The 12,579-nt window shown below is 70.2% G+C and carries 11 protein-coding genes; 6 read left to right on the top strand and 5 right to left on the bottom strand.

Translation table 11 applies throughout. The features are described from left to right. Positions 1-219 precede the first annotated feature (219 nt). Positions 220-1,038: a helix-turn-helix domain-containing protein gene (locus ABD879_RS29740; protein ID WP_345025035.1), complete on the top strand. Its 819-nt coding sequence runs from the start codon at positions 220-222 to the stop codon at positions 1,036-1,038. On the opposite strand, the gene ABD879_RS33075 is transcribed toward ABD879_RS29740, so the two are convergent. From ABD879_RS33075 to ABD879_RS29755, 4 genes are all read right to left on the bottom strand, one after another. Then, on the bottom strand, positions 923-1,708 hold the full coding sequence (locus tag ABD879_RS33075; RefSeq protein WP_378272812.1) for a transposase: 786 nt from the start codon (positions 1,706-1,708) through the stop codon (positions 923-925). The genes ABD879_RS29740 and ABD879_RS33075 overlap by 116 nt on opposite strands. A gap of 473 nt (positions 1,709-2,181) precedes the next feature. After that, entirely contained in the window at positions 2,182-2,676 is a 495-nt protein-coding gene (locus tag ABD879_RS29745; protein WP_345025036.1) for a hypothetical protein, read from the bottom strand. 533 nt (positions 2,677-3,209) lie between these two features. Then, positions 3,210-3,995, bottom strand: coding sequence for a YihY/virulence factor BrkB family protein (locus ABD879_RS29750; protein WP_345025037.1), 786 nt, complete (start codon positions 3,993-3,995; stop codon positions 3,210-3,212). A 185-nt stretch (positions 3,996-4,180) separates the two neighbouring features. After that, complete coding sequence (locus ABD879_RS29755) at positions 4,181-5,113, bottom strand: tyrosine-type recombinase/integrase (protein WP_345025038.1); 933 nt, start codon at positions 5,111-5,113, stop codon at positions 4,181-4,183. Positions 5,114-5,317: 204 nt separating this feature from the next. Between ABD879_RS29755 and ABD879_RS29760 the strand changes: the two genes are divergently transcribed. From ABD879_RS29760 to ABD879_RS29780, 5 genes are all read left to right on the top strand, one after another. After that, a complete protein-coding gene (locus tag ABD879_RS29760) occupies positions 5,318-5,737 on the top strand; it encodes a LapA family protein (RefSeq protein WP_345025039.1) in 420 nt (139 codons plus the stop codon). Further along, on the top strand, positions 5,721-6,311 hold the full coding sequence (locus tag ABD879_RS29765) for a DUF5994 family protein (protein WP_345025040.1): 591 nt from the start codon (positions 5,721-5,723) through the stop codon (positions 6,309-6,311). Before ABD879_RS29760 ends, ABD879_RS29765 begins: the two co-directional genes overlap by 17 nt. Further along, the gene (locus ABD879_RS29770) at positions 6,308-6,820 is read left to right on the top strand and encodes an STAS domain-containing protein (protein WP_345025041.1); all 513 of its coding nucleotides are present in this window, start codon (positions 6,308-6,310) and stop codon (positions 6,818-6,820) included. The genes ABD879_RS29765 and ABD879_RS29770 overlap by 4 nt, the downstream gene beginning before the upstream one ends. 46 nt (positions 6,821-6,866) lie before the next feature. Beyond that, positions 6,867-7,862, top strand: a complete 996-nt coding sequence (locus ABD879_RS29775; RefSeq protein WP_345025042.1) for an acyl-CoA desaturase — start codon at positions 6,867-6,869, stop codon at positions 7,860-7,862. An 86-nt stretch (positions 7,863-7,948) separates the two neighbouring features. Beyond that, entirely contained in the window at positions 7,949-8,983 is a 1,035-nt protein-coding gene (locus ABD879_RS29780; RefSeq protein ID WP_345025043.1) for a TerC family protein, read from the top strand. Positions 8,984-9,297: 314 nt separating this feature from the next. Here ABD879_RS29780 and ABD879_RS29785 read toward each other — a convergent pair whose 3' ends face one another. Beyond that, a complete protein-coding gene (locus ABD879_RS29785) occupies positions 9,298-12,357 on the bottom strand; it encodes a Tn3 family transposase (protein ID WP_345025044.1) in 3,060 nt (1,019 codons plus the stop codon). Positions 12,358-12,579: the final 222 nt, after the last annotated feature.

A 12,579-nucleotide genomic window follows, 5' to 3' on the forward strand; every position in this document is an offset into this window, starting at 1 on the left:
TCACCGCCTTGTTCTGGATCAACGCATGATCCACCGGACACGCCCTAGGCCCCGGGGCTCCCCGCTGTGTCGGCAGCGGCCCGGGGTCGCCTTGTGTCGTGAGACACATCTAGCGCCACCCCGCTACAGAGGGTCAACAAGTTTGCGCAATTTTGCGCGGCATGGCCTACTGGGGCCATGACCCTTCAAACACCCCAGTCGCCTCAGTCTGCGCTCGACATGCGCCACGACCTCGGCAAATATCTACGCAGCCTCCGCAGGCGAGCCGGACTCACCGGCGTCCAGCTCGCCGAGATCCTCGGCTGCCACCCGTCCAAGATCTCCCGCATCGAACTGGGCACCACGATCCCCTCACCGGCGGACGTCCGCGCCTGGTGCATGCACACCGGCGCGAGCGACGAGGCCGAGGACCTGGCCGCGCGGGCGGCCTCGGTCGAGGTGGCCTACTCCACCTACCGCAGCACGCAGCGTGCGGGCGGCCTGCTGCGTCTCCAGCAGGAGGGCGTCACGGAGCTGTCCGAGCGCACCCGCCGGTGGCAGGCGTACGAGTCCCGCGTCCTGCCCGGCATCCTGCAGACCGTCGCCTACGCCTCGGCGATCCTGGAGGTGACGGCGCAGCGGATCGACCAACCCGACAACGTCGAGGCCGCAGCCCGCGCCCGGTTCGCGCTGCGCCGCATCCTGGACGGCCCGGCGACGTTCGCGTACCTGATCGAGGAGCACGTCCTGCGGGAGCCGCTCGCCGGGCCGGAGGTGATGCGCGAGCAGGCCGAGCAGCTCATCGCTGACTCGCGCCGTGCGAACGTCTCGATTGGGATCGTCCCCATGTCGCCCGGGGGTGGACCCCGGGTCAGGCATGCCACGGAGAACTTCACGATCTTCGATGAGACGATGGTGCGTGTGCAGCTCATCCCAGGCCGGTTCACCGTGACCGCGCCCGGTGACGTGGCCGAGTACCGGGCCGCGTTCGAGCTGCTGTCCTCGATGGCGGTGTACGGCGATGAGGCGCGCGCCCTGATCCGGGACGCCATGACCTGAGGTACGCGGGACGCCCGCCGCGGCGGGGTCCACGGTCTCGGCGCGGCGGACCAGGGGCCCCGGCGGCGTGCTGGTGCGCCCGCACGATGGTGGAATCGACGCCCACCCGCCAGCCGATCAGCCCGGCCGCGTCGGCCCGGGCCTGCAGGCCGGCCAGGATGCGCGCCCAGGTGCCGTTGCGCTGCCGGCGGCGCAACAGCCCGTAGACCGCCTGCCAGGATCCGTAGCAGGCGGGCACGTCCCGCCACGGCGCGCCGGTGCGCATCCGCCGGCGATCCCATCGATGAGCTGCCGTTGAACTCGCGTCCGATCCCGCTGGCACCGAACGCCCATGCGGCTCCTTCGACCTTCCTGTCGGCAAGGCCACCCGCACCCACCATTTTCGTGTACTGCGCGAGGCTGGGCTCATCGACCAGCGCCACCACGGCAATGGCAGTGCCGTGTCCCTACGCCGGGACGCCATCGAACGACGCCTTCCCGGCCTGTTGTCGCTCCTGGTCCAAGAACTCCAAGAATCAGTCGATGGCCGACCTGAGCGGACGCGGTCGGCGACTAGCTGATGTGGCAGGTATCGCGCCAGCGTCGCTCCTGATGGATCTGATGCCGGCACGCTGAGTCGTCGAGAGCGCCTGACGGGTGAGGTGATGGCGGCCCATTTCAGCATGGCCATCGGCGACTTCGGCGATTGTTGTGGGGGCCGAATGCCGCCTGCCCGCCGGAATTCGCCGGGGACGTTTCAGAAGTGAGGACCTAGGAAACACCCACCGGCTCATACGGAGGCAAGTGGGCGGCGCGCCTGCTGCCCTCCCACGCACGGCGATCCTCGAAGTGCTCGACCCCGACCACGAGGCCGCCGTACTCCTGCGAGCCCCCTCACCGACGCCCCGGTCATCCGCAGGACCGACGGCACCTGCATGCGGCCATCCTCCAACGCCCCCGACCGCCAGCCCACTGGCAGAGCTGATCTTGGCGACCGCCCCCACCCTCTACAGAGGGCGGGGGCGGCTTTGTCAGCCGGGCCGCTACACTGCGGGCTGTCCGGAACCGGGGCACTTCTGGCGCTCACCAGGCGGCTGGTGAGGGGGGTCGGGTCGCCCGCCTTGGCTGAGGTTCGCGACCCGCACTCCGGACACTTGGCCATGATTAGATCTCCTTTCTTTGCTGGAACTCTCCTTCCTGGGTCGGCGCCGTCCCGGCGGGCAGCGTGTGCAAGAGCACGCCGTAGTTGACGTGGCCGGAGTGGAACCGGACCTCGATCCCGTACGGGCGCGGCCCATCCTCGCCCTGCACCGCCGCCTTGCCGCTGACCCGCTGGATCTCCGCGTTCGCGGCGTTGTTGATCAGCGCGACCAGGTGGGCCTCCACCTGCCGCATCGGGAGCCGTCCCGAGGTCGGCAGGTCCGGCACCTCCACCGGCTCGGGCGCCGGGCCGGTCACCGGCTCCTCGGGGACGCTGTGGTCGTCACCGGGCCCGCTGGCGCGCACCCACTGGATGTCCACGCGCGCCCCGGTGGCGAGCCTGATCGTCGTCCCGCACGGCTTGTCAACGCCCGACTCGCTGAACGGCGCGACCTCGGCGATCGCCGGGGACTGCGCCAGCACGTCACGTACCCACGGCTCCCACCTGGCCAGCCTCATGTCTGCTCCCCTCTCGTCGTCTCATGTCGGCGGGGGTCACGGTATCGCCGCCGGGGCCACAGTGGCCGCACCACGGGGGCGGGGCGATCGGGCCGCGCTTCCGGCCGCCCCGCCGTCTGGGTGCCGCGCCCCCGGGAGGAACCCCCCGGAACCATGCGGGGGCGCGGCGGCCGGGAGGGCGGCGGCGCGGCACGGGTGACATATCGGCAGGCCGCGCCGCCGCCTAGTTGGGGTCCCGGTAGCAATCGCCGAAAATCCAACGGATATAGGTTTGACCTGCGGCGATGACTTGTTCGGGGTTCTAGATCAGCGGCGGTGTCGCCTGCTCGGATCTTTGGTTGGCGAGTGCGGCGGCGACGGCTACGGTCGGTGAAGGTGGTGAGATCGCGAGGCTGTGGATGTTCTCGGTAGGCGCCTGATCAGCCCGCGCCAAGCCGGTGCTTCCCTGTCTGCTGTTTGGCTGGGTCGGCAATACCCGGCTGCAAGAGCGGCCATGGTTGGGCTTCCAGGGAGCGATCGCGCTCTGGGGGTTGTCATGGTGGGGGGCGGCTGAGTTGGGCGTTGAGTTCGGCGCCGAGCAGTACGGCTAGCGCGGTGGTGTAGAGGAACAGCAGTGTCGCGGCGGGTGCGGCCAGGACGCCGTAGGCGGCGTTGTGGGTGATTGCCGCTGAGAGGGACCATCGCAGTGTCAGGCTGCCGCCCAGCCACAGCAGCATGGCCACGATCGCGCCGGGTAGGTCGCGGCGCCACGGGCCGCGTACGGGGGTGGCCAGGTGGTAGAGGGTGACCAGCAGGGCGGTGCAGGCCACGATCAGGAAGGGCCAGTAGCCGTACCGCACCAGCGGAGTGAGGGTGGGGCGGGCCGTTGTCGGGGTGGCGGCGATGATCCAGCCGGGGACGGCGACCAGCACGGGGAGCGTGATGATGCCGGTGGCCAGCGCTCCCAGGTAGAGCCCGAAGGCCAGCACCCGGGCGCGTAGCGCCGAGCGTATGTCGCGCATCTGGTAGGCGATGGTGATGGCGTTGACGTAGGTGCTCATCGCCGCCGACCCGGTCCACAGCGACAGCACGAACCCGGCCGAGACGATGCCGCCATTGCCGTGCCGCAGCACGTCGGCCAGGACCGGTTTGACGACCTGCTGTACGGCTGATGGTGCCAGTATCTGCTCGGCGGCGGTCAGGATCCGGGTCTCTACGTCGGTGACCACGTGGGTGCCGAACAGCGGGGTGAGGTAGCCGATGCCGGCGACCAGCACCAGCAGCAACGGGGTCAGCGACAGCAACGCCCAGAAACCGGCCTCGGCTGACAGGCCCAGCACCCGGTCCGACCATGCCTGTGCGACGGTTCGGCGGGTCAGCCGCCATCCTTGCCGTGTCCGTCCTGCCAAGCGGCCACGCCATCCGCCGGGCGTCCCGGCCGGATGAGTCGGCCCGGGCGGCTCGTTCTGGTCGTCTTTGCTGGTCATGCGTGGCCATACCCCGTGTTAGGCGACGGCTCAGGGGGTTACTGATCGGTGGGGAGGTGGGCGACGGCGTCTTCGAGATCGGCGTTGGTGGGCAGGGTGTAGCGGCGGGTGGTGTCCAGGCGGGCGTGGCCGAGGAGTTCGGCGACGATGACGATGTCGACTCCGGCGCGCAGCAGGTTGGTGGCGAAGGTGTGCCGCAGGATGTGGGCGGAGACGGTCGGGGTGCCGTGCTCGTCGACCAGGCCCGCTTCGACGGCGATGTCGTCCAGGAGCTGGTCGACGGCGCGTGCGGACAGGCGGCCGCCGCGCTGGTTGAGCAGCAGCGCGGCGGTGTCGGCGCCGCGCCAGTGGGCGCGGTCGGTCTTCCACTCGGTGACGGCGGTGCGGACGGTGGGGTCGGTGAGCGGGATGTGGCGGGCGAGTTCGCCCTTGCCGGCGCGCACCCGGACGGCGCCCTTGCGGGCCGAGATCGGCACGTCCGGCACGTCGAGGGCGACCAGTTCGGAGACGCGGATGCCGGAGTAGAACAGCAGCCGTCCGATGGCGCGGTCACGGGCGAGCGGGCGGCGTTCGACGGCGCGCAGGAAGCGTTTCTGCTCGCGGGCGGTCAGTGCGCGGGGGGCCTGGCGGGGGACCGGGGCGCGGCGGACGCCGACCTTGCCCAGGCCGAGGTGGTCGTAGAAGTGGTCCAGGGCGGTCAGGTGGGCGTTGACGGTGTTGTCCGAGCGCCTGAGGACGGTTTTGAGGTGGGTCTTGTAGTCGCGGGCGGCGAAGTCGCGGGCGTGCGCGTCGGCCAGCGGGTCGCCGCCGTCGAGCTCGCCGGTGGCATCGAGCCAGGCCAGGTAGGCGCGCACCCGGGAGTCGTAGGCACGGCGGGTGTCGGCGTCCAGGGGCGCGCCGGCCAGCGCGGCGGCGTAGTCGGTGTGCACGCCGGTGTAGGCGTCGGGTACCTGCTGGCGGCGGCGGGCCATCGCGCACCCTCGTGATATCAGAAGTGGTTTCCGGGGCTTCGCCGTGCCGGATCGCGGCGATATCAGAAGCCCGGCACGGAGTTTGCTTCTGATATTCGACAATATCAGAAGTTGATGTTAGAGTGAAGGCATCCGGCAATGACGACATCCCCGCCTTGAGGTTGGCTCGCCACACCGGCTGAACCCCCGGAAAGGGGGGATGTCATGCCGATCCTGCGATGGTCCCGCACCCCGCAGCGGCCCGCCCCAGCGTCGAACGACCGGCCGCGATCGGTTCCGGTGTCGCGCACCAGCGCGGCGTGGGCGGGCCTGTGGGCCGCTGCGGTCGTCTTGATCGTCTTCATCGTGTTCCTGCTCAGCAACACCGGCAGTGTGCAGATCTCCTTCGCCGGCCTGCACGGCGACCTGCCGTTGGCGGTCGCGCTGCTGATCGCGCTGGTCACCGGGATCGTGGTCACGCTGATCCTGGGCACCGCCCGCATCACCCAGGTACGCCGTCTGGCCCGTCGGCGTCGCGCCGGGGACCAGGCCGGGCAGCAGCCCGCCAACCGCCCGCACCACAACGGCCAGCCGCAGCAGCCGACCACCAAGAAAGCAGGCCCAGACCATGTGGACCACCGCTGAACGCGCAACGACGATCAGTCTCTCGCCGCCTTCGACACCACGGCTGCACCTGCGGCCGCCGCTTCCCACGGGCGCGCCCGGGACACCGCTGGATGGCGGCTGGTGGCCCCGCACGGCCGACCCGGTCGCCGAGCTGCCCGGACTGATCCTGGCCCTGCAAGGCCACGGCCCGGCCGATGACCACCGGCCCATCACACACATCATGCTGCGCGGGGCCGACTGGGACAGCCGCCCCCGCCGACTCCGCGTGGACGGCCCGGCCGATACCCGGGTGGTGCGGCTGAGCTGGTTCGACAGCCTGCCCGCCGGGCTGCTCACCGCGATCTGGGCCGACGGCCGACGTAGAGATCTGCTCACCGTCCCGGCCGCCACCGGTCACGCGGCCGCCCGCGCGGCCCTGGAACTGGCCGCCCATCCCGCCAACCGCCTGCGCACTCCCGAACTGCTGGCTGCGCTCACCACATCGACGGGTTCGCTGCGCCCGGCCGCACCCGAGGAACCCCTCCAGAGCACCTCGGAAGGCACCTGGGAATCAGAGGGCGGGCAGCTGCTGGAACACCTGGAAGCGCGGTGACCCGGGCCCGCCGCCCCGTCGACGCCGCCGGGCCCGCCTACCCGCGATCGGAGATCGCCATGACCGCCGTGTCCACCCCCACCATCGCAGCCACCGCGTCCACCTGGTACGCCGGAGCCCCCAGCCTCACCACCGTCCGCCGTGCCCAGTCCCGCACCAAAAGGGGCCTACCTGGCCACGGGCGGTCCGGCCACACCATCGTCGCCCTGCACGGCGACCTCGACATCGCCTCCAGCCCGGCACTGCGCGAGCACCTGATCGGCACCCTGCACCACAGCAGCCGGATCCTGATCCTCGACCTGGGCGAAGTGAGGTTCTGCGACGCGACCGGGCTGGCAGTTCTGATCGGCACCGGGCGCCGCGCCACCGCACTCGGCATCACCATGCACCTGGCCAACCCCCGGCCGCAGGTCGCCAAACTGCTGCGCATCACCGGACTGGACCGCAGCCTCACCGTCAGCCCCACAGTGTGCGAATCGCTCGCTCCGCCCGTGGCGCACGCCGGCTGAGGCGATGCCCGCCACGCACCGAACAGCACACTCAGAAAGCATTCTCATGAGCATTGACCAAGTCTCCCCGTCCCGTCTCAGAGCCGACGGCGCCACCTACGACGGCGGCGCTTTCCCCCGCGTCGACGGCCCGCCCACCGCCATGCCCGGCCCGCGCCGGAGGCAGGTGGCGCTGACCGGCGCGATCGTCGTGGCACCGCTGCTCGGCCTGGCCGCCGCGATCTGGCTGGCCTGGGGGCACGCCATCACCTGGACCGACCTGCTGCTCACCCTGACGCTGTACCTGCTGACCGCCTTCGGCGTCACCGTGGGCTTCCACCGGCTGCTGACCCACCGCAGCTTCACCGCCCGCCGCCCGCTACGCCTGGCCCTGGCGGTGCTGGGCTCGATGAGCTTCCAGGGCAACGTGATCGACTGGGTCGCCGTCCACCGCCGCCACCACGCCTTCACCGACCGGCCCGGCGACCCCCACTCTCCCTACCGCTACGGCACCGGCCTGCGCGGGCAACTGCGCGGCTTGGCCCACGCTCACCTGGGCTGGATGTTCGGCAACGACCCCACCCCCGCCGCCCGCTACGCACCCGACCTGCTCGCCGAGCCCGCCATGGTCCGCATCGGCCGCGCCTTCCCCGCGCTGTGCGTACTGTCGCTCGCCCTGCCCGCGGCGCTCGGCTGGGCGATCACCGGCACCTGGTACGGCGCGGCCAGCGCGTTCTTGTGGGCCGGGCTGATCCGCATCGCCCTGCTCCAGCACATCACCTGGAGCGTCAACTCCCTGTGCCACCTGTTCGGCGACCGCCCGCACCGCACCCGCCGCCACGACCGCTCCACCGACCTGTGGCCACTGGCCCTGCCCTCCCTGGGCGAAAGCTGGCACAACGGCCACCACTCCGACCCCGGCTGCGCCCGGCACGGCCGCAACCCCGGCCAGATCGACCTCTCCGCCGACCTCATCCGCCTGTTCGAACGCCTCGGCTGGGCCACAAACGTGCACTGGCCCACCAGCAGACCGCGAACCGGTGCAGCGACCACGGGCCGGTGACCCGCGCGGGCCCCACCGCTTTGGGGGGCCCGCAAGAGCGATGGAGCCCAAGTCGGCGCCACTGAACACCTAGGGAGGGAGGGGCCGTGCTCGATGTCCCGCTGTGGCTGTGGGCGGCGTTCGCCGCCACGGTGATCATCGCGCTGACGGTGGACCTGCTGGCCCACCGCGGCGCACACATCATCGGCTTTCGCGAAGCCGCCGTCTGGAGCGGGCTGTGGGTCGGCCTCGCGCTGATCTTCGCCGTGGTGGTGTACGCCGTGCTGGGCGCGACCGCGGCGACCGAGTACACCACCGCCTGGCTGCTGGAAAAGAGCCTGTCGGTCGACAACCTCTTCGTCTTCGCATTGATCTTCGCCTACTTCAAGGTCCCCCGCGCCTATCAGCACCGCGTGCTGTTCTTCGGCATCTTCGGGGCGCTGGTGTTCCGCGGGATCTTCCTGGCGTTGGGTGTGGCGGTGGTCAGCCGCTTCACCATGGTGCTGTTCGTGTTCGCCGCGGTGCTGTTCTACAGCACCTACAAGATCCTCAAACATGACCAGAGCAGCTTCGACCCCGGCACCAGCGTCGCAGTGCGGCTGCTGCGCAAACTGATCCCCGTCCAGAACGAGTACACCGGAACCAGATTCATCGTCCGGCAGGCCGGACGGCGCGTGGCGACCCCACTGCTGGCCGTCGTGGTCGCGATCGAGGCCGCCGACCTGGTCTTCGCCGTCGACAGCGTCCCGGCCGTACTGGCGGTCAGCGACGACACCTTCATCGTCTACTCCAGCAACGCCTTCGCCATCCTGGGCCTGCGCGCGCTGTACTTCCTGCTCGCCGGGCTGCTGGACCGCTTCCACCACCTCAGCAAAGGACTGGCGGTCATCCTGGCCTTCATCGGCGTCAAACTCGTCCTCCAGGCCGCCCACAAGACCATCCACCCCGGCGTTCCAGAGATCCCCTCCCTGGTCAGCCTGGCGGTCATCATCACCGTCCTGACGGTGGCAGTAGCCGCGAGCCTGAGACGCCCCCGCCCGCCTGCCCCGCCCGTGACCACCGGCCCGGCAGCGACCGACGCGGCCCCCGACATCTGGACAACCGAGGAGCGGCGACCGCGCCAACCCGCGGCGCGACCGTGACACGGCCGAACTGCTGATCGGTGTGCCCCACGGCGGCAAGCTGTTTCAACGCGACGGGGTCGTCATCTCGAAGTGGCCCTCCAGGCGAGCCTGTTTCACCAGCATGTGCATCCGGGCGGGCACTCCGGCCAGCAGCATCGTGGTGTCCTGTCATGCGGCCAGGTTCTGGACGGCCACCCGCGTCCCTAGCCCGCGGCACCGATGAGCAGCCGCCAAACACCGTTGCCCGGTGCCGCCGGCCCACACCCCGGCGCACACGCGCCAGGCCCCGTGGTCGAGGCCAGAGGTTCCGTCGCCGACATCCATCTTCAACGTCACGGATGGAGCATGAGAGTGGTGCCGGCGTCGGTGACGGTGGTGGGGCGCAGCGGCCGCCAGCCGCCGATGAGCTTGGCGAGCTCGGCTTCGATGTCGACGTTGATGAAGCCGAAGAAGTTGATGTTCTCGCGGTGGCCCGGGGCGATGTACGACAGCAGCTCGTCGGGGACGTCGCGGCCCTGGCCGCGTAGTTCGCCGATGGCCATGCCGTAGTACTCGGTGGTCCAGGTGATGACCGCATTGGTCAGCAGGGTGAGGCACCAGGCCTGTTCGGTCTGGTCTTGCAGGTGGGGCCGGACGATGGTGCCCTGCTGGGCGTAGTGCAGGTCGCGGCGCAGCGCGTGCAGGGACTCGCCCTTGTTGAGCTGCCGGGAGATCCTCCTGCGGTACAGCGGGTCCGACAGGTAGCGGGCGGCGTGGATGGTGCGGCGCATCCGTCCCCACTCCTTCAGCGCCGCGGCCAGGGTGTTCTGCCGGGAGGCGGCCGACCACTTCCCGACGATCAGGGAGGCGGTCGCCTCGCCGAACTTCAGCGACCCGGCCATGCGCAGCAGGTCGTCCCAGCAGCCGGCCACCAGGTCCTCGTTCCACCGGTCGGCCAGCAACGGCCCCGCGTGCGGGTACAGCGCGTTCGTCGCCGCCGGCGAGTCGACCCGCACTAGCGTGATCTTCCCCAGATCACGGATCCGCGGGGTGAGCGCCTTACCGACCAGATCGAACAGCCCGAAATTCACCAGCGTCGCGCCGTGGGTATCTGTGGCGTGCTCGCGGATCGGAAGATCGGTCTGGTTACCGAGGAACTCATCCAGCGCGTAGTGGGCCTCGCGATGGGTCGGCACCATCTGCTTGGTGCCGTACGTCGACCACTGGTCCGACACGTGCGTGGTCGTCGACAGCACCCGCCCGCCGTGGATGTTCATGTCGCGGCCGGTCAGCGACTTGCCGCGGACCGGGAACCGCTGCCCGTCCGAGGACGACATGGTGCCGCCGCCGAACCTCTTCGCCAAGTCCAGGGCGTAGTGGTGGTTGACCAGGACGGTGTTGGCGTCGCGGAGGGTCTCCTCCCGCACGTACCACTCCGCGGTCCAGGCGAGCGCGTCGTAGGACACCCCGCACGCCTCCGACATGCGCGTCAGGCCCAGGTTGGTGGCACCGGCGATCAGCACCGCGAGGATGTTGCGTTTGAGCTCAACCGACTGGGTGGTCTTGCGGCCGCCGGCGTGGGTGAAGCACGCCAGGAAGTTGGTGCGGGCGTCCAGCTCGATCAGCAGCGAGGCGATCGGCACGAACGGCAGCATCCCCGACAGCTCATCGCGCAACGCCTTGGCCTCGGCGGGAATGTCCTCGGCTGACAGCGGCGGGATGACCAACCGTCCCTCCGCATCGAGGCGGACCTCGCCGACATCGTTCGGCGAGGCTCCCGACAGCGTCTCCTCCAGGTCACCCAGGGCCTGGTGGAGCTCGTCCTTGACCTGCCCGAGCGCCTCGGCCGCACCGGCCGGTTTGCGGACCAGGTGGCAGAACTCGGCCCGCCGCGGCTCCCACTGCTCCGGGGTGTACAGGTAGGTGCCCGGGTCGGCGTAGCGGCGTGAGCCGGGCACGAACACATCCCCGCTGCGCAGGCCGTCGCGCAACGCCAGGATGGTGCACATCTCCCAGTAGTGGCGGAACGCGGTGTCGTCGCCGCTCTTGCGCGCCCTGGCCAGGTAGTCGGCGTACCGGGCGGGAACGAACGACGTCGGCGCACTGGTGGGCACCTTGCGGCCGCCGACCCTGTTCAGCTCCCTGAGGATCTGCACGGCTTCCATCAGGTCGGCGGTGCCGGGCCCACCATGGAAGTCGATCGCCTCCAGCACCTGCGGGGTGAACTTGCGCAGGTAGGAGTAGGACGCCTCCAGCGCCGACAGCCGGCCGTGGTCACGGGGCAGTGGGTTCCACCGCTCCGCGGCGACCTCGCGGAGCTTTTGCATGCCGATGCCGTTGCGCAAGATGGCGCCGACGTCCTCATCGGGGATGGTGGGGTCGGCCAGCACCGGCAAGATGACGTCCATCAGCAGCTGGCGCGCCTCGCCCTGCTTGGCCCGCTCAGCCAGCGCCTCGTTGGTCTTGGCCTTGGCGTGCGATTCGCGCGCCGACACCGCCTGGTCGAACAGCGCGACGACCTCGTCCAGCTGGTCGACGGCGGACTGGGCGACCAGCGCCAGCAGGATCGGATACCGCCGCTCCCCGCGCCGCTCCAGCCCCTGCACGGTGGACCGGCGGCCCAGCGTCGCCAGGAACCGGCGCCGCTCACGCGGCAGCATCGACAGATCCAGCGAGTGCGCGTCGATCCCACGCAGGAACTTCAGCTTCTCGATCGCCTGCTTCACCGCCACCGTGGTCGCCTCCACCGCCGGCGTCGTCAACCACGCCAGCCGGGTCATCCCCAGACCCGCGTCCTGCACCAGCAGCCGGTCCAGGTCCCCGCGCATCTGCCCGGTCAGCAAGTGCTCGACCTTCTCCGAGGTCAGCGATCCCGCGCCCGCACGAGCCGCCGCGACCAGCTCCATCAAGGTGACCACGCCGGGCCGGACCACCCGCGCGCCGATCAGATGCTGGGTGGCCTGATAGAACAGCAACGACGGCGTGTCATGCTCCATCGCCCGGTCCAGCAGGAACTGCTCCAGCTCCTTCATCTCCTGGCCGCCCGGCGTCGCGGTCTTCCACCCCAGATACCGCATCACCAGCTTCAGATGATCACTGCGGGTCTGCGGACGCTTCCGGGTGCTCGCCGCGTAGTACTCCAACGCCCCCGGGAACACCGCCAGCTGCGAAGCCAGCCGCAACAGCGCCGCCTGCGGCACCTCCTCAAGGTCGTCCGGAACGAACCCGAGCCACGGCAGCGTGCACAGCTGCAAAGCCAGACCAAGGCGCGCGTCGGCGCCACGGCCCGGCGCGTCCAGGAACGCATGATCCCGCGGCGTCAACGTGAAGTACTTGATCAGCTCTTCCCGGCCGATATCCGGGAACGACCGCAACTGCTCGACCTGCTCATCCGACAGGAACCGAGTCGACATCAACCACCCCACACGCCACAGAACGCACGAACGCTCACGAACCGTAGCGGCGGAGATCAACCCCAGTCAGCAGAACCCGAAGAAACGCAGTTCAGGCCTATATCCGTTGGATTTTCGGCGATTGCTACCGGGACCCCAGTTGCCGCAGCCCCGGGCCCGTCCTCCACGGGGCGCGGCGTGGGAGGGGACGACGGCGCCGGGACGTAGGGCGGGGTGCCACGG

The organism is Actinomadura keratinilytica (genome assembly GCF_039539665.1).
Classification (GTDB): Bacteria; Actinomycetota; Actinomycetes; order Streptosporangiales; family Streptosporangiaceae; genus Spirillospora; species Spirillospora keratinilytica.